The 22,956-nt window shown below is 60.2% G+C and carries 20 protein-coding genes and 1 pseudogene; 8 read left to right on the top strand and 13 right to left on the bottom strand.

All coding sequences use genetic code 11. The annotated features are described in order from the left end of the window. The first annotated feature begins 108 nt into the window (after positions 1 to 108). Complete coding sequence (locus GFN93_RS02530; protein WP_153498853.1) at positions 109 to 810, top strand: TetR/AcrR family transcriptional regulator; 702 nt, start codon at positions 109 to 111, stop codon at positions 808 to 810. A 233-nt stretch (positions 811 to 1,043) separates the two neighbouring features. On the opposite strand, the gene GFN93_RS02525 is transcribed toward GFN93_RS02530, so the two are convergent. After that, on the bottom strand, positions 1,044 to 2,030 hold the full coding sequence (locus tag GFN93_RS02525; RefSeq protein WP_153498852.1) for a YheT family hydrolase: 987 nt from the start codon (positions 2,028 to 2,030) through the stop codon (positions 1,044 to 1,046). A gap of 93 nt (positions 2,031 to 2,123) precedes the next feature. Here GFN93_RS02525 and GFN93_RS02520 point away from each other — a divergent pair, with 93 nt between their 5' ends. From GFN93_RS02520 to GFN93_RS02490, 7 genes are all read left to right on the top strand, one after another. Continuing rightward, positions 2,124 to 2,843, top strand: coding sequence for a 16S rRNA (uracil(1498)-N(3))-methyltransferase (locus GFN93_RS02520; protein ID WP_153498851.1), 720 nt, complete (start codon positions 2,124 to 2,126; stop codon positions 2,841 to 2,843). Positions 2,844 to 2,855: 12 nt separating this feature from the next. After that, the gene (locus GFN93_RS02515) at positions 2,856 to 3,287 is read left to right on the top strand and encodes a DUF1294 domain-containing protein (RefSeq protein ID WP_153498850.1); all 432 of its coding nucleotides are present in this window, start codon (positions 2,856 to 2,858) and stop codon (positions 3,285 to 3,287) included. 251 nt (positions 3,288 to 3,538) lie between these two features. Then, entirely contained in the window at positions 3,539 to 4,708 is a 1,170-nt protein-coding gene (locus GFN93_RS02510) for an AAA family ATPase (RefSeq protein ID WP_153498849.1), read from the top strand. A gap of 95 nt (positions 4,709 to 4,803) precedes the next feature. Next, a complete protein-coding gene (locus GFN93_RS02505; protein WP_328594146.1) occupies positions 4,804 to 5,241 on the top strand; it encodes an MAPEG family protein in 438 nt (145 codons plus the stop codon). A 59-nt stretch (positions 5,242 to 5,300) separates the two neighbouring features. Beyond that, complete coding sequence (locus GFN93_RS02500; protein WP_153498848.1) at positions 5,301 to 5,636, top strand: TfoX/Sxy family protein; 336 nt, start codon at positions 5,301 to 5,303, stop codon at positions 5,634 to 5,636. Positions 5,637 to 5,662: 26 nt separating this feature from the next. Then, positions 5,663 to 6,250 (top strand): DJ-1/PfpI family protein, encoded by a 588-nt coding sequence (locus GFN93_RS02495; protein ID WP_153498847.1) that lies wholly within the window; start codon positions 5,663 to 5,665, stop codon positions 6,248 to 6,250. 47 nt (positions 6,251 to 6,297) lie between these two features. Continuing rightward, on the top strand, positions 6,298 to 7,491 hold the full coding sequence (locus GFN93_RS02490) for a YARHG domain-containing protein (protein WP_194285732.1): 1,194 nt from the start codon (positions 6,298 to 6,300) through the stop codon (positions 7,489 to 7,491). A gap of 111 nt (positions 7,492 to 7,602) precedes the next feature. Here the strand turns inward: GFN93_RS02490 and GFN93_RS17430 are convergent, their stop codons facing one another. The 12 genes and pseudogenes from GFN93_RS17430 to GFN93_RS02435 all read right to left on the bottom strand — a co-directional run bounded on the left by GFN93_RS17430 (position 7,603) and on the right by GFN93_RS02435 (position 22,915). Further along, entirely contained in the window at positions 7,603 to 7,878 is a 276-nt protein-coding gene (locus GFN93_RS17430; protein ID WP_268885538.1) for a DUF1275 family protein, read from the bottom strand. 112 nt (positions 7,879 to 7,990) lie between these two features. After that, positions 7,991 to 8,188: pseudogene (locus GFN93_RS17425) on the bottom strand (DUF1275 family protein); the annotation flags it as partial. Positions 8,189 to 8,481: 293 nt separating this feature from the next. After that, positions 8,482 to 9,030 carry a lactoylglutathione lyase gene (gloA, locus tag GFN93_RS02480; protein ID WP_153498845.1) on the bottom strand — a complete coding sequence of 183 codons (549 nt, stop codon included), beginning with the start codon at positions 9,028 to 9,030 and terminating at the stop codon, positions 8,482 to 8,484. Between the two features lie 150 nt (positions 9,031 to 9,180). Beyond that, positions 9,181 to 10,140, bottom strand: coding sequence for an SPFH domain-containing protein (locus tag GFN93_RS02475; RefSeq protein WP_153498844.1), 960 nt, complete (start codon positions 10,138 to 10,140; stop codon positions 9,181 to 9,183). A 28-nt stretch (positions 10,141 to 10,168) separates the two neighbouring features. Then, the gene (locus GFN93_RS02470) at positions 10,169 to 10,618 is read right to left on the bottom strand and encodes an NfeD family protein (protein WP_153498843.1); all 450 of its coding nucleotides are present in this window, start codon (positions 10,616 to 10,618) and stop codon (positions 10,169 to 10,171) included. A 335-nt stretch (positions 10,619 to 10,953) separates the two neighbouring features. Beyond that, positions 10,954 to 11,442 carry an FKBP-type peptidyl-prolyl cis-trans isomerase gene (locus tag GFN93_RS02465; RefSeq protein WP_153498842.1) on the bottom strand — a complete coding sequence of 163 codons (489 nt, stop codon included), beginning with the start codon at positions 11,440 to 11,442 and terminating at the stop codon, positions 10,954 to 10,956. A 234-nt stretch (positions 11,443 to 11,676) separates the two neighbouring features. Then, positions 11,677 to 12,204, bottom strand: coding sequence for a cytochrome b (locus tag GFN93_RS02460; protein ID WP_153498841.1), 528 nt, complete (start codon positions 12,202 to 12,204; stop codon positions 11,677 to 11,679). Between the two features lie 66 nt (positions 12,205 to 12,270). Continuing rightward, a complete protein-coding gene (locus GFN93_RS02455) occupies positions 12,271 to 13,269 on the bottom strand; it encodes a lysophospholipid acyltransferase family protein (protein ID WP_153498840.1) in 999 nt (332 codons plus the stop codon). Between the two features lie 12 nt (positions 13,270 to 13,281). Continuing rightward, positions 13,282 to 14,274: an MBL fold metallo-hydrolase gene (locus tag GFN93_RS02450; protein ID WP_153498839.1), complete on the bottom strand. Its 993-nt coding sequence runs from the start codon at positions 14,272 to 14,274 to the stop codon at positions 13,282 to 13,284. After that, entirely contained in the window at positions 14,271 to 14,720 is a 450-nt protein-coding gene (locus tag GFN93_RS02445; RefSeq protein WP_153498838.1) for a chemotaxis protein CheW, read from the bottom strand. The genes GFN93_RS02450 and GFN93_RS02445 overlap by 4 nt, the downstream gene beginning before the upstream one ends. A gap of 51 nt (positions 14,721 to 14,771) precedes the next feature. After that, entirely contained in the window at positions 14,772 to 15,797 is a 1,026-nt protein-coding gene (locus GFN93_RS02440; protein WP_153498837.1) for a chemotaxis protein CheB, read from the bottom strand. Beyond that, entirely contained in the window at positions 15,794 to 22,915 is a 7,122-nt protein-coding gene (locus GFN93_RS02435) for an Hpt domain-containing protein (protein ID WP_153498836.1), read from the bottom strand. The genes GFN93_RS02440 and GFN93_RS02435 overlap by 4 nt, the downstream gene beginning before the upstream one ends. Between the last annotated feature and the right edge of the window lie 41 nt (positions 22,916 to 22,956).

Genomic DNA, 22,956 nt, shown 5'->3' with positions numbered 1-22,956 from the left:
CGGCCGGGCCGAGAACAGCCCGCTTGTAATTTAGCCTTGATGAGGATTTTTAGAGTAATTACTCTAGGAGTCAACTCAACGTATCAAAATCACAACAGTTGGCCCGAAATGACCAGCACAAAACAGAGAATACTCGATACCAGCCTGGCCCTGTTCAACCGGCAGGGCGAACGCAATGTGACCACCAATCACATTGCCGAGGCGTTGGGAATCAGCCCCGGTAATCTGTATTACCACTATCGCAACAAGGGCATGATTGTGTCGGCCCTGTTCGATCGTTATCAGGCCCAGTTGCTGGGGTCCCTGGAAGCACCCCAGGAAGCCATGAACTGGCGGGTGAAGGTGTACTACTTTGAAAGCCTGCTGGCCTCCATGTGGCAATTTCGTTTTTTCCATCGCGACCTGTCGCACCTGCTGCATGCGGATCCGGAACTGGCGCAGAGCTACCGGAATTTTGTTCAGGCGGTGACCGAACGCGGGGCGTTGATCTTTGGTGCCTTGCGCGACAGCGGCATCATCAAGGTGGACGACGAACAGCTTCAGGGGTTGATGGTGAATACCTGGATCATCATGTCCTCCTGGGCGTCCCTGGTACATGGCTTGCGCCCGGACGCGGCCGGTGATGAAGCGCTGGATGAGCGTCTCATGCGCCATGGCATCTACCAGATGATCTGCCTGGAAGAGCCCTTCCTCACCGGCGAAGCCCGCGAACACCTGGAAGAAATGCGTGCCCGTTATCGCGGGGCCGAAGTGACCACATCGTTGTTGCTGGGGTTGCCGGAGGAAGCGGCGGAAGAAAAGGCAGGCTGAATCGGAGCTCCCGTAGGAGCTTGCCTGCAAGCGATCCGAGCCTCGGCGAGGTAATGAGTTTCGAGTTACGAGAAGCGAGTTTCGAAAGGCAAACCTCAACCCCAAATCTGGCCACCGGTTTTTGGATTTTCGAAACTCGTTACTCGTCACTCGCTTCTGGAATCCATACCTCGCCAAGGCTCGGATCGCTTGCAGGCAAGCTCCTACAAGGGAGGGTGCTGGCCCTGTTGCCCCTACCGAAACCCGTAGCCCTGCACGAACGCCAGCAGTCGCTGCTCCAGCCAGTAACGATTGGCTGCCCCGCCGACAAACCCCACATGGCCACCATGCTGGCTGACTTCCACCGTCACCGCTGGCCCCAGTTCAGCTTTTCTCGGTAGCGTGGCCGGCGTCATAAAGGGGTCATCCAGGTTCTGCAGCACCAGGGTCGGAGTGCGAATCTGCAACAGCCGTGGTCCGGCGGAACATTCTGCGTAGTAATGGCTGGCTCCGCGGAAACCGTAGAGGGGCGCGATGATCTGGTCGTCGTAGCGCCAGAACGATCGGATGCCACTCATGTTCAGCCGATAAAGCCGTTTGGCTTCGGGTGGATTGACCTTATCCAGGTGGGGTTTCTTGCGATCAAAGCTGGCCAGCAGCTCGGTAATCAGGTGCTTGCGGTAGATGCGTGACATCCCCTTGTCCAGCCGGTTGGCACAGATATCCAGCCGCAGGGGGGAGCACACCGTGGCCACACCGGACAGCCGCCCGCTGTTGCGGTGGACCAGCCAGTTGAGCAAACGACTGCCGCCCAACGAGACACCAATGGCCAGGCGGTGGCCGCTGGGATCCTGCTGAAAGACATGCTCAATGACGGCGTCCACATCGTCGGTTTCCCCCGCGTGGTAACACAGGGCGGTATCGTTGGGCTGCTTGGCGCCACGGCTGTTGATGGCCACGGAACGAATACCGGCATCGGCAAAGGTTTTTTGAAAACCACGAATGTAATGAGAGTCGCTGCAGCCAGACAGGCCGTGCAGCAGAATCACCGTCAGCTGGCCGGGCCGCGCTGCCGGGCCAGCCCAGTCCAGCAGCAGATAATCACCGTCCGGCAGCTGCAGCCGTTCCTGCTGGCGCTCTACTTCTGGCAGCTTGCGGCCCAGTGGCCCCCACAGGGTTTGCAGGTGCGGGTTGCGTAGTAACAACGGTGGGCGAAATGAAGAATGGATGATCTCACCCATGGGCGGCTCTCATTGCAAGATTCTCGGAAGGCGTCAGCGCGCCTATGGTAGCCTTTTGCCTTTGCCGCGACATCCCCGAACCCTGGAGCTTTCATGTCACGTCGCTTTTTTGATGATCAGGATTTTGCCGCCGGCCAGGTGGTTGAGTTGGGCACCGCCGCCAGCCATCACATTGGCAAGGTGCTGCGCATGGCCGAGGGCGATGCCATCGAGGTGTTCAACGGTCGGGGTGGGGAGTGGCAGGCGCGCATCCAAAGCATCAGCAAGAAAGCGGTAACGGTGCAGCTTTTATCGTTCAACGCGGACAACCGCACCCCGCCGCTGGCGGTGACGGTGGCGCTGCCGATGATCAAGGGCGACCGCATGGACTACGCGATCCAGAAAGCCACTGAAATGGGCGCGGCGCGTATCGTGGTGCTGGATACCGAGCGCTGTGAAGTGCGCCTGAAAGGGGAGCGAGCCGACAAGAAGCTGGCCCAGTGGCAGGCCATTGCCATCAGTGCCTGTGAACAATGCGGGCTGAATATCCCGCCCGTCGTAGCAGGGGTTGAGAGCCTGAAAAGCTGGCTGGACAGTGAGCTACCCGGGCAGAAACTGATTGCGCATCCAGGCGAACAGCCATTTGACCCTGGCACCCTGCTGCGGGACCAGCCGCTGGTGTTGCTGAGCGGACCGGAAGGGGGCTTTTCCGATGAGGAACTGGATGCGGCCCGGGGGGCGGGTTTCACCTCTTTCGCGCTGGGTGAGAGGGTGCTGCGGGCGGAAACGGCGCCGGTGGCTCTGCTGGCGGCACTCTGGGCCTGGCTGGGATAAGCGGCGTACGCGATGCGAAAAAAAGAATTGCCGCTGGCCTGTGGCATTGCCCTGGTCTACCTGGTGGCACTGTACTGGTTGAGCCGTGACTACACCTTTTTCCCTTTCCTGCTCGGCGCGGTCGGGCTACTGAGCCTGATTACCCTGCTGTGCTATGGTTTCGACAAGCGCGCCGCCGCCCGTCAGGCGCAGCGTACTCCGGAAAAGACCCTGCACCTGCTGGCAGTGGCTGGCGGCTGGCCCGGTGCCCTGATCGCCCGCCCCCTGTTCCGCCACAAGACCCGCAAGCAACCCTTCACTGGCATCTTCTGGACCACCGTGCTGGTCAGTAGTGGCCTGCTTGGCAGTTTTCTGCTGCTGGAACAAACCGCGGCGGCCCGGGACTGGCTGGACGTGGAAGCCCTGCAATGGCGCTTTTTTGTGCAGCAGTACCTGTCGGCATAACGCCCGGCCGCTAAGCTGGATCCGGTCACCCGTCCGCAAGAAACACCGTTCGCCGCCGGCGCCTTGAACGTCGAGGCGGATGTCGTATTACTCAGGGGTTTGGTGCTGGCGGTGTTGCTGGCCTGGCGAACAGAAACGAAAGTTTCGAGTTGCGAGAAGCGAGTTTTGAAAGGCAAAAACCCGGGCGCTCCGATTGCCGGTTTTCGCAACTCGAAACTCGCCTCTCATAACTAAAAAACAAGGGACTGTACATGCTCGATACTATGGCCATCAGCAACTACCGGTCGGCGCTGGACCTGGCCTTGCCGCTGGGGCCGTTGAATGTGATCACCGGCGCCAACGGCAGCGGTAAATCCAACCTTTATAGGTCGCTGCGTTTGCTGGCGGCCACCGCCCGCGACGATGTGATTGCCGCGCTGGCCAGTGAAGGCGGACTGGAATCCACCTTCTGGGCCGGACCGGAGACCCTGACCACCGCCATGCGCCGGGGGCTGGTGCCTGTTCAGGGCGGCCCCCGCCAGAACAGTCGCCGATTACGCCTGGGATTCACGGGTGAAGACTTTGGCTACCTGATCGAACTGGGCCTGCCCAAGCCGGATAGCACCACGGCCTTCAATCTGGATCCGGAGATCAAACGCGAGATCATCTGGGCGGGCGGGGAGTTTCGCCCGGCGTCGGTGCTGGTGGATCGCCGCGGGCCCATGGTCAAGGTACGTAGCGATAGCGGCTGGAAACTGATTGCCGCCCATCTGAACAATTTCGACAGCCTGTTCAGCCAGGTAGCGGATGCCAACAGTGCCCCGGAAGTGCTGACGCTGCGTGAGCGCATTCGTGGCTGGCGGTTCTATGATCATTTCCGCACCGATCGCGATGCGCCGGCCCGGCAGGTGCAGATCGGCACCCGCACCCCGGTGCTGAATCATGACGGCCATGATCTGGCCGCGGCGTTGCAAACCATTCGTGAAATCGGTGACAGCCACGCGCTCGACGTGGCCATCGAGGACGCCTTCCCGGGGGCACGGCTGGAAATCGCCCCGCTCCCTGACGGGCGTCTCAAGCTGGAATTCCACCAGCATGGTTTGCTGCGTCCGCTCACTGCGGCAGAACTCTCCGATGGCACCCTGCGTTACCTGCTGCTGATCGCTGCCTTGCTGACGCCGCGCCCGCCGACCATGATGGTATTGAACGAACCGGAAAACAGCCTCCATCCGGATCTGTTGCCCGCCCTGGCGCGGCTCATCGAAAAGGCCTGCGAGCACAGTCAGCTGTGGGTGGTCAGCCACGCCAACGAACTGGTGGAAGCCCTCAAGGCACATCCCCATTGTCAGCATACCGAGCTCACCAAGGAGCTGGGGGAAACCCGGGTGCTGGGTCAGGGCATTCTGGATACGCCGCGCTGGCATTGGCCGGAAGCGGGTTAACGGGCCCGGTCCCCAGCCAGAGATTGGCCTGATTTACGGGCTGTCTGCGTTCAGCCCAATGGTATAAACAGGGACCCCAACCAAGGAGAGTCCGCGTGCCGATTACTACACTGTCCACTCCGATCCTTACCCCTCTGGTCGTCCTGGTGGCCTGGTCCATGGTCATGTGGCTATGGATGTACATCACCCGTTTGCCGGCCATGAAGGCGGCGAACATGAAGCCGGACCCCAACGCCCCCAGTGGCGAACAGATGAGTACTCTGCCTGCCAACGTCCGTTGGAAAGCGGATAACTATAACCACCTGATGGAGCAGCCCACGGTCTTCTACGCCATTGTGTTGGCGCTGGCACTGTTGGGTCAGGGTGACGGCATTAACCTGACGCTGGCGTGGGCGTATGTGGGCATTCGCATCGTGCACTCCCTGCTGCAGGCGTTGGTGAACAAGATCGAAGTGCGCTTTGTGCTGTTCTTCCTGTCCTCGCTGGCACTGATTGGCCTGACTATCAACGCCCTGCGCGTTGTGTTCGCTTGATAGCGGGCGCGTTGAGGCTGGACGGGCGGGCCAAAGGCTGATGGCGGGAGGCGGCGAGCATGGCGTTTGATGCCGAATTAGCGCAACGGGTTCGGGAGGGACTCTACCGGGTGTCTGGCGGGTTGCCGGATGAGAAACGCATGTTTGGCGGTTTGTGCTTCATGATCGCCGGCAACATGTGCTGCGGCATACTCGGTGATGATCTGCTGGCTCGGGTAGGCGCCGATGCTTATCCGTCACTGCTGAAGGAGCCGGGTGCGGCAGAAATGGATTTTACCGGCAGGCCCTTGAAAGGCATGATCATGGTAGATGCAGCGGCAGTGGCCGAGGACGATGCGCTCCAGCAATGGTTGTCCCGGTGTCTGGCGTTTGTCATGACGCTGCCACCGAAATAACCCCACAACACCTTGATGGAGTATGCATGCGAACCATCGGCATCGTGATTTATGACGAAGCGGAAGTGCTGGATTTCGCCGGTCCCTTCGAAGTGTTTTCCACCGCGGCACGACTCAGCGAGAACAAGCCCTGGTCGGTGTGCCTGATCAGTGAGCGGCAGACCGTGAACGCCCGGGGCGGCTTTTCAGTGCAAAGCCATTTCACCCTCGATAATCACCCTCCCCTGGATGTGTTGCTGGTCAGCGGAGGGGTACATACCTGGGCCATGAACAACCGCAAATTGTTGGCGGCTATCCGCAAGGCCGGAGAGTCGGCCATGTGGGTGACCTCGGTGTGCACTGGCGCCTTCCTGCTGGCCGAGGCGGGCTTGCTCAGCCATGAAAAAGTCACCACCCACTGGGAAGACCTGCCTGACCTGCATCGTCGTTTTCCCAGTTTGCAGGTGCACGAAACCGTGCGCTGGGTGGAAGACGGCAACCGCATTACTTCCGCGGGGATCTCTGCGGGTATCGATATGAGCCTGCATCTGGTAGAGAAACTGCACAGCCGCGAATTGGCCGAAAAAACCGCACGGCAGATGGATTACGAATGGCTGCAGATTGCTAGCGAATAGCCGGAAGGCTGGTTATATTGCGAGCGGGAACGATGTTGGGGATCACTATGAAAGTTTCACAGGCAGCCGCGGGGCTGTTGGTCTGTCTGGGTCTGGTGCCTTTGGCTCAGGCGGATGTGGTGTGCAGCATGGAGCGCTGTCAGGACGTGGGCATGCAGGAGCTGGATGCCTACCCGGCGCAAAACGGGTTTACCCCGGATGCGATCTTTGCCATCGTCGAAAACATCATTCAGCTTTCCGGTCTGACACCCAACTTCCAGATTCTGGAAACCCCTCGTGTTGGCAATGCGGCAGCCACCGTCATGGATGGCCAGCGTTACCTGCTTTACAACCGCAACTGGATGGATGGGCTGCGCGGGGATGAAGAAACCTGGAAGTTGTATGGTGTGGTGGCCCATGAAGTGGGGCACCACTTGCAGGGGCATACTCTGGATGGCCTGGGGAGTCAGCCAGCCAAGGAGCTGGAAGCGGATGAGTATGCTGGTTTTGTGCTGGCGGCCATGGGGGCCAGTCTTGGTGATGCCCAGCAGCTCTGGCAAGGGTTGAATGCGGGCGCCTCGTCCACCCATCCGGCACGCCGTGATCGTCTGGTAGCGGTAGAAAAGGGCTGGGATCGCTGGCAGCGGCAAGTGGCGGCCATTCGCGGCAGCAGCCGTCCCGTAGCAGTACCGTCCTCGCGCGACACCCAACCCGCCTCACGCAGTTCAGCGTCGTCTCCGTATCTTATTGCCGATAGCGCCCGACGGGTGTTGTCCGATAGTGATGTACGCAGTCTGGATGCCCAGGCCTTGCGCGTGGCCCGTAACGAAATCTTTGCCCGCCACGGTTACACGTTCAACTCGGCCGATCTGCGTCGCCACTTTTCCCGTCAGCCCTGGTACGAGCCCACGGGAAAACAGGTATCACTGAATGCAGTAGAGCAAGCCAATGTGGCCTTCCTGCTGGGACGTGAGCGGGTGCTGGAGAACAGTGGCCAGAGCTTGATGGCCATGACCAGTGAAGACTACCTGTTGCCGGACTCCCATCGCCGCAAGCTCAGCTATGCGGATATTGATGGGCTGGATAAAAGCACCCTGCGACTGGCAAGGAACGAGATCTTTGCGCGACATGGCTATGTGTTCAAATCCGAGGACCTTAACCGGTACTTCAAGCGCTACAGCTGGTACAAGCCGCACGGTGGTGCGGTGTCGCTCTCCGGCGTTGAACAGTACAACGTGGGGTTTATTAAACAGTACGAATAAAAAAGGGCGCCACTGGCGCCCTTTGTTTTGGCAGAAACCACGTTGCTGATAATGACGATGACTTCCGCCATGAACGTTGCGATAGCTGCTCACGGCCCTCCGCCGGCTGCCTCAGCGCCGGGTCCGGCTGTGGCCCCAGTACACCACGGCCAGGGTAGCGGCTAACGCGGCGGGTACCATCAGCGCCACAAAGTGCAGCCCGCGGAACAGCAGTGTGCCAATCACCCCGCCACAGATAAAGCCACCAATCAGCAGTAGGAACAGCAGCAGGCGGCGTCCATCCAGAGTGCCGCCTCGAAGCCGGTTGCCCAGCATGATGCCCAGATCGGTAAAGATCCCGGACAGGTGTGTCGTTCGAATGATGGAGCCACTGTAGGTGGTCACCATGGCGTTCTGCAGGCCACATGCCATGGAGGCGAGATAAATCCCCCACGTCGCTTCCTCGCTGCAGGGCCAGCATGGCCAGCGTGAGTAGCAGCGCCTCAATCAGCAGGGAAAACCCATAGTGTCGGCCCAGTTTCAGCGCCGTGCTGGTGATCAGCAGACCACTGAGCATGGCGCCGGCAAGAAAACTGAACAGGGTGAGGAGTAGATGCCCGGCTTCAGCCAGCGCCAGGTCGGCCAGCGCCAGCCCCAGCAGGGAAGAACTGCCAGTGAGGTGCGACACGGACTGGTGACTGAAACCCAGCAGGCCCACCGCATTGACGCTGCCGGCCAGAAAGGCGAGCAGAAAGGCCCCGACTTCTACCCAGGGCGGCAAACGTGTTAGCACCACATTCCCCCAATGCCTGATGATCAAAACCGCAGTCTAGCACGGGGGTATCGGGGTGGTGCTGCAAGCCAACGCCTAAACCCCTAAACCCGGAAAACCGTTTCGAGTTTCGAGTCACGAGTTTCGAAAATCAAAACCGCTTGCCGTGCCAGGCTGCAGGAATTGCCTTTCGTAACTCGTGACTCATCACCCGCTTCTGACATCCTTGGCTTCAGGCTTCAGGCTTCAGCTTGCTGCTTCTCCAGCATGTTGGCCTGGAGGATTTCGATCCAGTAACCGTCCGGGTCCTTGATGAACGCCAGGCCTTTCATGTTGCCGTCATCGGGACGCTTCACAAAGGTCACGCCAAGCTCCTCGAAGCGTTCTGCCGCGGCATACACATCCGGCACGGTGATGCCGATATGGCCAAAGCCCTGGGGCTGGGCATTGCCGTCGTGGTAAGCGAAATCCGCATCGTCTTCCGTGCCCCAGTTATGGGTCAGCTCCAGCATGGCCTCGCGACCGAAGGTGTAGGTGAGACGTTTGACATCATCTTCCGGTACCTGGCTGGCTTCCTCGTCATTCAGGTAGGCAAGAAAGTAGAGGCTGAATCTCATCTCCGGGAAGTCCAGCTTGCGCACCAGTCGCATGCCCAGCACCCGGGTATAGAAATCGAGACTGCGGCTCGGCTCCTTGATACGCAGCATGGTCTGGTTGAACAGAAAGTCTTGGGTGGCAGCGTCGGGCTGTTCGCAAAGGCCGTCAGCCTGTTCGAAATGACGTGACATGTGAGCTCCTGGTTCTGCGGAAAAGGGGGAGCTTCAGGATATTGGGATGCAAAGGAGTGATTACAAGGTGGGTATGAAGGGCGTAGCGGTAGGAGCCAGCCTGCTGGCGATGTTCGCTTGCAGGCAAGCTCCTGCAGGAGCTGTCTCTCCTTAGCCCGGGGTTTTTTCCACGGTTTTGAGCACTTTCTGCAAGCCCGCTACGGCAGCGCCAATGTCGCTCAGGCCGTTGGGCAGCAGCATGGTGGTGGATTCCTTGGCCACTTTCTCGAAGGCGGCCACATACTGCTCGGCGATGCGCAGGCTGACAGCTTCTTCGCCGCCGTCTTCGCGTACCGCACGGCCCACCATTTGCAGACCCTTGGCAGTCGCCAGTGCCACCAGCTCGATCTGCTTGGCACGACCTTCCGCTTCGTTGATCTGCTTCATCTTTTCACCTTCGGAGATGTTGATCATCTCCTGCTTCTCACCTTCCGAACGGTTGATAGCCGCCTGGCGGTCACCCTCGGAACGGTTGATGGCGGCCTGACGTTCACCCTCAGACTCGGCGACCACAGCACGCCGTTCCCGCTCGGCGCGAACCTGTTTCTCCATGGCGTCCTTGATGGACACCGGCAGGTTGATATCGGCCACTTCGTAACGCAGTACTTTCACGCCCCAGGGCTGAGCGGCTTCGTCAACGGCTTCTACCACTTCCATATTGATCTCGCCGCGTTCCTCAAAGGTCTTGTCCAGATCGATCTTGCCGATCACGGAACGCAGGGTGGTTTGCGCCAGCTGCTGGGCGGCCATCACATAATCATCCACGCCGTAGCTGGCGGCTTTCGGGTCGACCACCTGCAGATACATGACACCGTCGATGGAGACTTCAATGTTGTCTTTTGTGATACAGCTCTGACGCGGCACGTCACGCACAATTTCCTTCAGGGAATGCTTGTAGGCCACGCGATCGATAAAGGGCATCAGGAAATGCATGCCTGCTTCCAGGGACGTTTGGTACTTGCCCAGACGTTCCACTACATAAACCTGCCTCTGGGGCACGATACGGATGACCATGAACAGCAGAACGACAGCCAGTGCTGCAAGGAATCCGGAAATAATCAAACCTTCCATGTGAATTGTGTCCTTATAGTCGAGTGATTCAGGAGGAGGAGTTGGTCCAGGGCTCAACGGTGAGCCACAAACCGTCGTGTTGGGTAATACGTACAATCTGACCGGCTTCAAGAGTCTGGTCGCTTTGTGCCTGCCAGCGGGCGCCGCGATAGGTGACGGAACCGGTTCCATTGGTGAAGGGGGCCACCACTGTGGCGCGCTGGCCAATCAGCCCGGCGCTGTCTTCTTCACCGGCACTGACGTTTTCCTTGCCCATAAGCTTGTCGCTCAAGAAGCGGCGCACAAACACCAGGGAAAGAATGCTGAGCACAGCGAACAGGGTGAGTTCCCAGACGGTGTCGTCCAGCAAACCGAGATACTTGAGACTGCCCACAATCAGCGCGGCAACGCCGAAGAAAATCACCACCAGTCCGGAGACCACGAACTCGGCAATCACCAGCGCCAGCCCGGCAATAATCCAGTAACTGTATTCCGGCATTCCTGTGCCCTCTTCTCATGCTTTTGGATTGGTACGATAGCACGAAAAATGGATTAAGTAGGTAGGAAATGGCTGAAAATGAGGAGGAGTTGAAAGTTAAAAGTTCAAAGTTGAAAAGCGCGGTGCAGGGTGTTTAGTAAGGGGCGGTTGTGCCCGCGAAGGGGTGTGGGAAGAAGCAAGATTCAAGTTGCAAGTTTCAACGCGGGAAAGCTGTTCGCTGGCTGAGATGCCAGAGTCGCGCACGCAGGCCTTGCGGCTGCGGCGCGGGGACGGCGGTCTCGATTACCGCCTGTTCCCCGGTCGCGCTTTTCAACTTTGAACTTTTAACTTTCAACTCAGTGATGATGCCCGCCTACCCCGTGGGCATGTTTGTGGGCGATTTCTTCTTCGCTGGCGTCTCGGATGTCAGTGATGTCGACCACGAAGCGCAGGGCCTTGCCGGCCAGCGGGTGGTTGGCATCCACGTCCACGGTTTTCAGGCCGACTTTCAGCACGGTGAGCATGCGCGGGCCTTCTTCGGTGCTGACAGTCACCACCTTGCCGGGGGTCAGTTTGCCCGCGTGCTTGAGGTACTTGCGGGAGATGCGCTGGAACAGGGTGTTGTCGTATTCGCCATAGGCATCCTTGGCGTCAATGGTCGCATCCACCTGCTCGCCCACATCCTTGCCTTCCAGGGCTTTCTCCAGGCCGGCGATGATGTTGTTGTAGCCATGCAGATAGGCCATGGGTTCGCCGGTTTCACTGGAGTTTTCAATTTCGCTGCCGTCTTCGGCGTTGAACAGTTGGTAATGCAGGGTAACGACCTTGCCTTTTTCGATGGTCATGGATGTCTCCGGAGGTGGGCCTGATGGTGTCGCTCAGCAATGGCGATGCATTGTGCCGCCCCGATAGGTAGGGGGCAATGGTTTGGTGTGACAGGCATTGCCGGGAGCGCGTTACCTTGATTGAGTTACGAGTTACGAGTTACGAGTTACGAAAAGCGAAAACAGAACGCATGGGATTTGCCTTTCGTAACTCGTACCTCGTCACTCGCTTCTGATCCTGCTGCGTCACTCCTGTCACAGCATCCTTCGTAGCGTTTCATCCTTGTCGATAAAATGATGCCAGAGCGCACCCGCCACATGGATGACCACCAGTGTCAGCAGGGCAGTCCACAGGAACTCCTTGTGGATCCAGGCGACCTGTTTGGCCAGATCCGTATTCACGGTCGTGATTTGGGGAAGTTCAAACAGCCAGAGCAGCTCGGTGTGCTTGCCCGCCAACTGGCGCATGCCCATGCCGGTCAGCGGCATGGCCAGCAGCACCAGATAGAGCAGCACATGGACGACTTTGGAGGCCAGCGTCTGCCAGGGAGAGGCAATCAGTGCGGGCCGCGCAAAGTGGGCCCGGCCATAGAGGCGTAGCACGATGGTCAGCAGCAGGGTGAAGCCAAGGCTGAAATGCAGTAGCTCCCACCACTCGCGCCACGGGTCACCTTTGGCAAATTGTTCATGCAGTTCCACGGCGGCCCAGGCGGCAATCACCAGCGCCAGTGTCAGCCAGTGAAGTCCTTTATGCAGCGGATGCCAGCGTTCAGTCTGATTCATGGCGGTGTTTTCCTTTCCGTTTCAGACATCTTCCCTGGTGCAGATTAAAGCAACCTTAACCGCGGGCTATTGATGCTTGTCAGCATCCGGGTGCAGCCCCAGTGCCTTGCGGTCAGCGCCTTTGCGGATTTCGCGAAGCAGCGGCAAGGACTGGCGATACCAGTTGCGCCGACCGTCCGAACTCCATTTAAAGCGTTTGTAGGTCCACTGGTACTGGGGCAGGTTGCGATCAATGCAGCGCTGCAGGGCTGCATTCATTTGGGTCAGGATCTCGGTACAGTCACTGGCCTGCTCGATTTCCGGCGCGGGCTCAAAGTGCACATGGATATCCTTTACGCCACCTTTGCCGCGATGACAGGAAACGATAAAGACATGGGGGCGGTAACGCTGCACCAGTTTGTCGATGAGTGCCGGGGTGGGTACGTCATAGCCAAAGAAGGGCACGCAGGGGTTGCTGCGGTTGCCGGGGTTATGGTCGGAGAGGATGCCCAGGGTGCCACCGTTTTTCATGGCGGCCAGCGCCTGTTTGACGCCCTGGCTATTGGTGGGGATCAACACCGAACCGGTACGTTCGCGGGCGGCCTTGACCATGGCATCCATCAGGGTAGCCGGGTGCGGCTGATACATGATCAGGGTCTTGCCTGCTTCGGTCTTGTTGCCCAGATACAGGTTGCTGATTTCCCAGCTGCCCTGATGCAGTGACAGCAACAGTACCGGTTTGTCACTGGCGGTGGCGTCGAGAAAAGCCTCCTCGCCATGCAGGTGGGTGACCCGTGCCAGGGTTTCTTCCACCGGCCGATGCCAGACATGGCTGAACTCGGTCAGGGTGCGCCCCAGTTCTGCCATGCTGCGGCGGCCAATCCGTTTGGCGTCGGCAAAGCTCATGTCCGGATGAGTGGCGAGCAGATTGATCAGCACGACACGAAAAGCGCTGGCATAGCGCAGCGGCACCAGGGTGATCAGGGTGGCAATGAAGGCGCCGAATGCCGTCACCAGCGGCAGCGGAAGCCAGGCCAGTAGACGAACCAGCATCCACGTGCGGCGGCCTTGGGATTGTTTGCTCATGATGATGTCTTGTTAATCCTGCTGCAGGATCAGGGTTTCGCCATGTTGGGGTACGCGAAACTGATCCGGGTGAATCGAATGGCTTTCCATGGCCAGGGCCAGCGCCTTGGGCGGCGCATCCATGGGCTCATCCGTCAGCACAAAGGTGCCCCAGTGCATGGCCACAGACTGGCGGGACTGGATATCCAGGTGGATACGCACCGCTTCGGCCGGGTTGATATGCACTGGCGACATGAACCAGCGAGGTTCGTAGGCACCGATGGGCAACAATGCCAGATCCACCGGACCGAACAGTTCGCCAATCTCGCCAAACAACGGCGCATAGCCTGTGTCGCCGGCAAAATACAGGGAGAAGTCGGGAAATTCCAGACGCCAGCTGCACCACTGGCTGCGATTGTGGTCGCCGGGGCCACGGCCGCTGAAATGTTGTGCGGGCAGGCAGAAGGCTTCCACCTGACCGTGGAATTCACTTTGCCACCAGCCGAGCTCGATGATCCGCTCCACGCCCAGCTTGCGTAGCCAGCTGGCTACCCCCTGTGGAGCGAACCAGAGAATGTCACGACCAAAGCGCGCCTGTAGCTGTTTTACCGAGGCCTTGTCCAGGTGATCGTAATGGTTGTGGGAGACGAGTACCGCATTGATCGGGGGCAGTGCATCGATGGTCAGGGCCGGGGGCACGGCCCGTTTCGGGCCGGCAAAAGTAAAAGGCGAGCAGCGTTCGGAAAATACCGGGTCGGTGAGCAGATTCCAGCCCTTGTACTGAAACAGGAAGGTGGAATGTCCGATCCAGGTCAGCTGCGGCGCAGCACCAGGCTCCGCCAGCTGTGCTGCATCCGGTTTTTGCTGGGGGAAGGACAGGTGGCGAGGGAACTGGCCGCGGCTGTCCCACTGCCAGCGCAGGAATTCGCGCAGGCCATGGTGGGGCGTCTCGTAGAGGTTGCGATAGACGCCCGGGCTGACAGGCTGTTGCGCCGCCAGGGCGGCAAGGCGCTCCCGATCGATCATATCTGCAGACCGGAGACCGCGCCTTCAATGGCATCCAGATCCGGAATCACGGCCAGATCGCCGGCAACCTGAATGTACATGGATTCTGCCGGGCCGGTGTCTACCGGTTCTTCCACGGGGTCGTCCTTGCCGACCTTGATCAGCCTGGGGATCCCCTGAACAATCACGGCATAAAAGGGGCGCTTGCCGGTCACGGTGTTGAGTACCGCGATCCGCGCATCCTGACCAATAGTGATCTGGCCGGACTCATTGAGCCGCTCGAAGGACACCAGCGGAATATTCTGGTCACGCCAGCTGAGCCAGCCCAGTAACCATTCCGGACCATGGCCGGGGCGGTCCGGCTGACGCAGCGGGATCACTTCCGCCACGACGATATTGGGTACCAGCCAGGGACGACCCTGCATGGGGATTAGCAGGCTGGAAATTTCCGTGGGCAAACTGCTCATAACTAACCTCAAATGACGCTGGACGCCTGAGGCCGGACATAATCCGGCGGATCAGGTGGTCGAGCTTTCGACGTTCTTCAGTTCTCTTCTTACCTGTTCTACCAGCTGCTGTGCAAGTTGCTCCGGTGAGCCACTGAAGGTGACACAGCCGGTTTCGCGCACTGAATCCGGCTGGCTGCTGCAGGCACAGGTATCGCTGCTCTGAGCCCATACCGGGTGGCCACTGGCCGCCAGTTTGGGGGCGGCAATGGCACCGTCGTTACCCATGCCTGAGAACAGGATGGCGCCGCCTACCTGCGGGCCGAATCCGTCGCTGACATTCTGGATGACCTGATCAATGGAGGGCGCGTAAGGGCCCTCCCACGCTTCGCCAGTAGACTGAATACGGCCGTCATGCCGGAAGCGGATGGCGTAATCCACCGGGGCAATGGCCACTTCGCCGTGGCGCAGGGCCTCGCCATCGACGGCCACCTTGCATTGAATATGATTGTCGCGGGCCAGCACGCCACACAGGGTATCCAGAAAACTGCCATCAATATGCTGGGCCAGCACAAAGGCCACCGGCAGATTGGCGGGCAGGCAGTCGAGAAACTCCTTCACGGCGGCCGGGCCGCCCAGGCTGGCACCCAGCACCCACACCCGCTGGGGGCGATTGGCGGGCATAATGGCCTGAAACTCTCTCGGCTCGGGGATGCGTACCTTGGCAACCCGCTGCGGAATGATATCCAGCCGTTCCTGCACCTGGGGTTTGCCGATGTAGTCCACCAGCTTGGTGACCAGGCGGCGCTCCCAGCGCGGGTAGAGGGCGTCGGTGCGGGCAGGTGCCTGGCCGTCACAAAACAGGATGGGAGCGCTGGCGTTTTCCAGCAGGTGATCAAGGAAATCCTGCCAGCGGTCTTCGCTGGATAAATCGACTACCCACAGGTCCAGGCTATCTTCATCGAACCAGCGTTCTTCCAGGTTGCCGGGCTCGGTGTTGACTACCACCTGATAGCCCTGCCCCTTGACCGCGCTGGAGAGCAGGTGTCCCTGCAATGTGCTGTCGGCAATGACTCCGACGCGGCCCGGTGCGGTCATCCTTGCGTGGTTTCCTGCAGCTCGCCAAGCAGTTCACGAATGGTGGACAGCAGTTCGTTCTCCTGGAAGGGCTTGCCCATGTAGCAGTTCACGCCAATATCGAATGCTCGGTCGCGGTGCTTCTCGCCGGTTCGGGAGGTGATCATGATGATCGGTACATCCTTCAGGCGGCTGTCGTGACGCACGTGCGTAGCCACTTCGAAGCCGTCCATGCGTGGCATCTCGATATCCAGCAGCATGACATCCGGGCGGATATCTTCCAGCTTGGCGATGGCGTCTATCCCGTCCTTGGCGGTGACCACTTCGTAGCCGTTCCGCTCCAGCAGGCGGGTGGTCACCTTGCGCACCGTTACCGAGTCGTCCGTCACCATGACCAACGGGGTTTCGCGCTTCGGTATTGCCGGCTCTTCCGGCAGCTTCGGCGTTGCCGCGGCGGTCTCTTCCACCGACAGGGTCGGCACCTGAACGTGAGCGGCACGGATCAGGGAGTGGATATCGAGAATGATCACCACAGAGCCATCCCCGAGGATGGTGGCACCGCTGATGCCCGCCACGCTGGCCAGCTGCGGACCCACGGACTTCACAACCACTTCGCGGGAACCCACCAGATCGTCTACGACGATGGCTACGGTGTGCTCGGCGCTGCGAATCAGCAGCACCGGCATGGGCGTGCTCTGGTTTTCCAGATGCGGCGCGCGAATGCCGTGAACAAAGTTACCCAGATACTCCAGCTCGTAATCCTGGCCCACGTAGGTATAAACCGGGTTTTCTTCGCTGAAATAGTGCTGCAGCTCGAACGGGCTGATACGCACGATACCTTCGATCTGGTTCAGCGGAATGGCATAGCTGTCTTCGCCCGCCTTCACCATCAGGGCGCGGTTCATGGCCAGGGTAAATGGCAGGCGAATGATGAAGCGGGTGCCTTGTCCCTTGTGGGAGTCAATGGTCACCGAGCCGCCCATCTGCTTGATCTCGCTGGCCACCACGTCCATGCCCACGCCCCGGCCGGAAATCTGGGTCACGGCGGCGGCAGTGGAGAAGCCGGCGTGGAAAATGAACTGCTGGATTTCCTGCTCGGAAAGCTGGGCGTCTTCGGTGATCAGGCCGCGCTCGATGGCCTTCTTGCGTACCGCGTCGGTGTCGATCCCCTTGCCGTCGTCGGACAGGGTAATGACCACCTCGCCCCCTTCCCGGCCCAGCTCAAGATTGATGCGGCCGGTGTTGTCCTTGCCGGCGCTCTGGCGGCCTTCGGCGGTTTCGATACCGTGGTCCACTGCGTTACGAAGCATGTGCTCCAGCGGCGCCACCACGCGCTCCATCAGGGAGCGGTCCAGTTCGCCTTCGGGGTTGAGCACGTCGAATTCCACACGCTTGCCCACCTCGCCGGAAATCTGCCGGACGATACGGCGCAGTCGTGGCACCAGGCGAGTGAACGGCACCATGCGCGTACGCATGAGCTTTTCCTGCAGCTCGGTGTTGATTCGCGATTGCTGCAGCAACAGGGTTTCTGTGTCCTTGGTGCGGTCCAGCAGGGTGTTCTTCAAATCCAGCAAGTCAGAGGCAGACTCCGACAGCTGCTTGGTGATCTGGTGGAGTTCGGAGTACTGGTCCATTTCCAGCGGATCGAAATCCTCGTCGAACTCACCGCGGTCCACGCCCTGCTGATAGTTGGACATGATCTGCGCTTCGGTTTCTGAATCGAGACGGCGCAGCTGTTCGTAGAGACGCTGAATGGTGTTACCCATTTCCTCTACGTTGAAAGTGAACTCGGTGAGCCCCTGCTCCACCCGGCCACGGTTGATGGAGGTTTCCCCGGCCAGGTTAACCAGCGCTTCCAGTACATCGGCGCCCACCCGCACCATTTCCTGGGGCTGGGCCTGGTTCTGGCGCTGGCGGCGGTCATCTTTCCGGGGCTGCTGCTCGGCTTGCGGGGCCGGCATCAGCTCGCCGCTAACGGCTTCAGGTTCAGCTGCCGGAGCGGGTTTGGCCGCCTGGCTGGCGCGGGCGCCCTTGGCCACGGTTTCCATGCCTTTGCTGATCTGGTCGTGCCAGTCGAGCATGGGCTGGAAGTCTTCCTGGCTGGGTGCGCCGGTGCGCTTTTCCAGTTCCAGCAGGTAGGTTTCGAAGTCGTGGCTGATGTCACCCAGCTGCTTCAGGCCGGCCAGACGGGCACCGCCCTTGAGGGTGTGCAGGGCGCGTTTGATATCGTCGACAAAATCGCGGCTCTCCGGGTGGTCTTTCCAGGAGCTCAGATTACCGTCGATGATCTCGGACAGTTCTTCGGATTCTTCCAGGAAAATTTCCAGGATTTCCGGGTCCGTATCCGGCTGCCAATGTTCATCGGTCGATTCGGTCGACTCGCCGGCGGCAGCGGAGGTTTCTTCTTCCGGGGCGCTGGCTTCTGCTGGTGCCGGGGCCTCTTGCGGAGCTGGGGCTGCGGGTGCCGCAGCAGACAGGGCAGGCAGAGTGAAGCCTGCCGGATCGGCCACGTAGCCATTGATCGCGTCGATCAGCTGCTCGCCGCCGGGCAATGGACGATTGGCGCGCAGCGCCTCGACCATTTCCGCCAGACGGTCATGGCAGCGATGCAGCAGATCAAACAGGGCCGGCTGCACTGCCAGCTGGCTCTGGGCCAGACCTTCATAAAGGGTTTCCAGTTCATGGCCGAGATCGCCCAACTCGGGTACTTCGGCCATGCGTGCACCGCCCTTGAGGGTGTGCAGATCGCGCTGCAGGGACTGCAGCTCAATCAGGTTGTCCTGCTCGCCGATCCACAGGTCCAGGCTGTTGCCAGCGGACTCGAGAATTTCGTCAGCCTCTTCCAGGAAGATCTCGACCAGCTCCGGGTCTCGCTCCGGTTGAGGGGGAGCCTCTGTGGCGGGCGCGTCCTCAACCGCAACGGGCGCGGGAGTAACCGGTTCGGGCTCCGGGATCGGCTCCTGAATGATCGGCGAGGCGGGTGCTGCCGCGACGGGAGCGGCCGGCTCGCCTTTGATGTAGGCCTGGATGGCGCTGACCAGTTCTGGCGCGTCCTGCGGGCTGGCATTGCTGCGCAGGGCATCGATCATGTCGGCAAGGCTATCGTGGCAGCGATGCAACAGCCCGAACAGGTCGCCGTTGGCTTCCAGTTGGCCTGCGTTGTAGCCCTCATAGAGGTTTTCCAGCTCGTGAGCCAGATCTCCCACCGGCGCTACACCCGCCATGCGCGCGCCGCCCTTGAGGGTGTGCAGATCGCGCTGCAGGCTGTCTACATTGCTGCTGTCGCCTTGCTCCCACTGGTCCAGGGCGTTGCTGGCGGTTTCCAGGATTTCTTCGGCTTCTTCCAGGAACAGGGAGACCAGCTCCGGATCCAGATGAGCCTGATAATCGCCATTGTCATTGGTGGGGACATCAATGGGTTCAGCGATGCTCTCGCTGGTGGGCTCGGACATCTCCAGCGGCGCGGGCTTGCCACCATCGGGGCCATTATCATCCGGGCCTCCTTCGGTCAGTTCCCGCAGGGAATCCACCAGACCCAGTTCCGGGCGCACTGTCTGGCCGGCGGCCAGGCAGTCCATCATGTTCATGAGGGCATCCTGCCCCTCACTGACCAGTCCAAACAGCACATCGCTATAGGCCAGATGCCTGTTCTCGACGGCACTGTAAGTATCGGCCAGGGCGGCTGCCAACTGATGGATTTCGGTCAGCCCTGCGGTGGCGGCGCTGTTGGAGAGCAGCTTCAGCTCATCACGCAGGCGCACCAGCTCTTCGGTTTTTTCAGGGTGCTGAGCCCACTGGGCCAGTAGTTGTTCGGCGTCCACGATCAGATCCATGCCCTCAGAGAGGAACACGGACAGGATGTGCGGATCCGTATTGGGCGCCGGGGTGTCGTTGCCGGTGAGGCCGTCGCGTTGTTGCTGCAGGGCAACGATCAAGGGCTCGGCACCGGGCAAGTGAGCCAGGTCCAGATTGTCCAGATTGCGTTCAATCAACTGGCAGGATTGGCGCACCAGCTCGGCCTGTTCGGTGGTGGCACGGCGGTTGTTGCTGATCAGGTCACGGATCAGTTTCTCAGCCGGTTCGGCCACTTCCGCCACGGCTTCGATCTCGGCCATACGCGCGCTGCCCTTCAGGGTATGCAGGGCGCGATGCACTTCGTCATCCACATCATGCTCGGACAGGTCGCTGTCCAGGCTGTCCAGCCAGGTGCTGACCAGAGTCAGATTGCGGCGCGCCTCGCTGGCGAAGATCTCGCGCAGTACCGGGTCGGGTGCGTCGCCGTTCTCGTCTTCAGCGGACAGGTCGGGGATATCGGCCAGCTCATCACTGGCTTCGAACTCCACCATTTCAATGGATTCAGATGAGCCATCTTCGCCGTCATCCATCGCCAGCGCGGTGATTTCAAGGGTGTCATCCTCGCCGGCGCTGTCCTCTTCCGACAGGTCCAGCGTGATGCTGTCCTCCGCCTGGTCGTCTTCGTTATCGAACGCTTCCAGGGTGATTTCGTCTTCAGCGTCTTCCCAGCTTACGGCGGGTGCCGGCGAGGCGTCTTCGATCTCGACATTCGGCAGGGTGTCGAGGGTCAGGGTGTCGTCTTCGCCCTGCTCCTCGTCGCTGTCGAACTCGACCAGCTCCAGATCGTCGGCTTCCGCAGAGACCTCAGTCGTGTCGTCGGCAGGCTCGACAATATCGTCTGCCGGACTCTGTGCGGCCTCTCCGGTAACGCTGGGAATAGCATCAATCTGGCCGCCAGCGGCCAGGGTGTCAGCCGCATCAGAAAGTGGTTTTGGGTCAAACGGGTCCGGCTGACGGGTACAGAAGGCGTCCACCAGCGGCTGGATATGATTACGTACGGTCTGCACCAGCTCAATGAGAATCGGGGTCGGCGTGATGGTTTTGTCGATCACCCGGTTCATCATGTTTTCTACTGACCAGGCCAGTTCGCCAACGGTCATGGCGCCGACCATGCGGCCGGACCCCTTCAGGGTGTGGAAGGCACGACGGAATTCCACCAGGGATTCTTCATCACTGGTATTGGCAGCCCAGCGCGGAAAGTATTCGTCCAGGGCTTCCAGTACTTCACCCGCTTCTTCCTGAAAGATCTCGATGATTTCGTCGTCGATCAGGTCGTCATCGTCTTCCTCGGCGGCCGGGGCTTGCGCCACCGGTTCCGCAGCGGCGGGCTCGACAACAGGCTCGGCAAACGCTTCTTCGCTGGGGAGCGTGATGTCGTCTTCATCCGCCTCGACGAAAGCGACGTCGTCATCCGAAGCAGCGTCCAGGCTGAGGTCTTCAGCCTCTTCCGGTTCTGCGGATTCGAGAGTGAGCTCACTGACAGTGTCATCTTCATCGGCGGGCGTTGCTTCGTCAGAGGCGCCATCTTCGATGACCACATCGGTATTCATCTCGATGCGCTCAACCTCGACGCCACTGTCAAAATCACTTTCTGAATCCAGAGGATAGCCAAGCGCATCCACACTGGAGCGGGCCAGCTGGAGGATGTCATCGCTGGTTTCCGGATCGTCGCTGAGACGTTCCAGATAGTATTCCACCGAGGTAATCGCATCGGCGAGGGTATCCATGCTTCGCCAGTCCGGCTTGGCGCGGCCCTCTTCGAGCAGTTGTTCCTCGATATAGCGGACGCACTGGCGCAGGATCACGGCAGGACGGTTGAGCTGGATCACTTCCAGGCCGCCGCGAACGGCGTTGAGGCGCTCCGGCACCGGTGCCAGATTCTCTGTATTCCACTGCGAGGCAATGAATTCGACAATGCCGTCTTTGGCTTCTTCCAGGCCAGCACGGCATTCACGCAGCACGGCATCCATGGCCTGGCCCACGTGGCCGGGCATGGTGGTGGGCTCGCCGCCCCCGGCACCGCCGCTGTGGCGGTCGTTGCCGGAGAGGCCGGCCAGGGTCGCTTCCACGTACAACAGCGCGCCGGCGATATCCATCAGCTGGTCGCGGTCGGCCGGGCGTTTACCGCCGACGATCTCTTCCATCACCCTCAGTTGTTCTTCCACCAGCTTGCGCGGCTGGCCAAGGCCAAGCACGGCAACGGTGTCGGCCACCTGCTTGAGGGTAATGGTCTGGGGTTGCAGTTGGCTGGCATCCCGTTCGCCATTGTGGACGAAGGCTTCCAGGGCATCCTTGACGGTGGTGATCTCTTCGGAGAGGGCCACCACCACCGAGTTAATGGCATCGGCATCCGGACCGGTCATGCGCTCGCGTTCGGCGCTCACCAGATCATCCGAGGGCAACGCGTCTTCGAGACGGAAACGGGCCTTCACATCCTTGATGCGCGGGCTTTCCACCTCGGCCTTGGCCACGTAGTAAAGCAGGTTCTTGAGCAGGTCGGTGGGCGCAGGTTCGTTAAGACTGGCAGCGCCTTTGGCGGTCAGGTCACGCAGGGTGCGATCCACCTGACCCAGCATCATTTTCACCGAGGTGCCCAGCACGATGGCGTTCTCGGAGAGGCCTTCTATCAGGGCATTACTGATACTCCACAGCGGTGCGCGGGGGGCATCACCGGTGACCTGCTCCAGCTTGGTGAAGACCTTGGCCATGTAACCCAGGTTCTCGCCCATGCGATCGTTACGCAGCACGCCAAGCAGGGCAATCTGGAACATCTGACGAATTTTTTTGGCCAGGCTGGCAAAGCGCGGATCGTTGAGTAGTGCTGCGGGGATTTGCCCGCGGCCAGTGGCATCGGTGAGATCCGGCTTGAACAGGGAGGTTTCGGACAGCAGGGATTCACCGCGAGCGGCACGCAGGTCATTGAGCAGCGGCAGCAGGACTACGGGCAGGTCGCGGCGGTTGCTGGCGACACGGTCCAGATACGGAGGCAGCTGGAGCAGGGCCCGCATGAGGGTCTCCTGACCATCTGCCACATTGCCGACACGGCCTTCCAGCAGTGCCTGGGCCAGCTTTTCCATTTCTTCGGCGAGCAGGGCTGCGCCATAGAATTCGACCATCTGCAAGGTGCCGTACACCTGATGCAGGTGTGCCTGGCAAAAACGCATGCGGGTGGCATCGCTCGGGTTTTCCACGAACGCTTCCAATGCCTGCTGCGCCTGGTTCAGGGTTTCCTGGATTTCCCCGCGAACCCAGTCCAGAGCCAGATAGTCGTGACGGTCACTCATGACGTCTCCTGTCATACATAAACCTGCCTTCTCTACAGGCA

The organism is Alcanivorax sediminis, from assembly GCF_009601165.1.
In the GTDB taxonomy this organism is placed as follows: Bacteria; Pseudomonadota; Gammaproteobacteria; order Pseudomonadales; family Alcanivoracaceae; genus Alcanivorax; species Alcanivorax sediminis.
This window is presented reverse-complemented; position numbering and strand designations above follow the sequence as displayed.

Excerpts from the sequence above, each read along its gene's own strand:
- GFN93_RS02530 (WP_153498853.1), top strand. The coding sequence starts at position 109 with ATGACCAGCACAAAACAGAGAATACTCGATACCAGCCTGGCCCTGTTC.
- GFN93_RS02525 (WP_153498852.1), bottom strand. The coding sequence starts at position 2,030 with ATGGGTGAGATCATCCATTCTTCATTTCGCCCACCGTTGTTACTACGC.
- GFN93_RS02520 (WP_153498851.1), top strand. The coding sequence starts at position 2,124 with ATGTCACGTCGCTTTTTTGATGATCAGGATTTTGCCGCCGGCCAGGTG.
- GFN93_RS02515 (WP_153498850.1), top strand. The coding sequence starts at position 2,856 with ATGCGAAAAAAAGAATTGCCGCTGGCCTGTGGCATTGCCCTGGTCTAC.
- GFN93_RS02510 (WP_153498849.1), top strand. The coding sequence starts at position 3,539 with ATGCTCGATACTATGGCCATCAGCAACTACCGGTCGGCGCTGGACCTG.
- GFN93_RS02500 (WP_153498848.1), top strand. The coding sequence starts at position 5,301 with ATGGCGTTTGATGCCGAATTAGCGCAACGGGTTCGGGAGGGACTCTAC.
- GFN93_RS02495 (WP_153498847.1), top strand. The coding sequence starts at position 5,663 with ATGCGAACCATCGGCATCGTGATTTATGACGAAGCGGAAGTGCTGGAT.
- GFN93_RS02490 (WP_194285732.1), top strand. The coding sequence starts at position 6,298 with ATGAAAGTTTCACAGGCAGCCGCGGGGCTGTTGGTCTGTCTGGGTCTG.
- GFN93_RS17430 (WP_268885538.1), bottom strand. The coding sequence starts at position 7,878 with ATGGTGACCACCTACAGTGGCTCCATCATTCGAACGACACACCTGTCC.
- gloA (WP_153498845.1), bottom strand. The coding sequence starts at position 9,030 with ATGTCACGTCATTTCGAACAGGCTGACGGCCTTTGCGAACAGCCCGAC.
- GFN93_RS02475 (WP_153498844.1), bottom strand. The coding sequence starts at position 10,140 with ATGGAAGGTTTGATTATTTCCGGATTCCTTGCAGCACTGGCTGTCGTT.
- GFN93_RS02470 (WP_153498843.1), bottom strand. The coding sequence starts at position 10,618 with ATGCCGGAATACAGTTACTGGATTATTGCCGGGCTGGCGCTGGTGATT.
- GFN93_RS02465 (WP_153498842.1), bottom strand. The coding sequence starts at position 11,442 with ATGACCATCGAAAAAGGCAAGGTCGTTACCCTGCATTACCAACTGTTC.
- GFN93_RS02460 (WP_153498841.1), bottom strand. The coding sequence starts at position 12,204 with ATGAATCAGACTGAACGCTGGCATCCGCTGCATAAAGGACTTCACTGG.
- GFN93_RS02455 (WP_153498840.1), bottom strand. The coding sequence starts at position 13,269 with ATGAGCAAACAATCCCAAGGCCGCCGCACGTGGATGCTGGTTCGTCTA.
- GFN93_RS02450 (WP_153498839.1), bottom strand. The coding sequence starts at position 14,274 with ATGATCGATCGGGAGCGCCTTGCCGCCCTGGCGGCGCAACAGCCTGTC.
- GFN93_RS02445 (WP_153498838.1), bottom strand. The coding sequence starts at position 14,720 with ATGAGCAGTTTGCCCACGGAAATTTCCAGCCTGCTAATCCCCATGCAG.
- GFN93_RS02440 (WP_153498837.1), bottom strand. The coding sequence starts at position 15,797 with ATGACCGCACCGGGCCGCGTCGGAGTCATTGCCGACAGCACATTGCAG.
- GFN93_RS02435 (WP_153498836.1), bottom strand. The coding sequence starts at position 22,915 with ATGAGTGACCGTCACGACTATCTGGCTCTGGACTGGGTTCGCGGGGAA.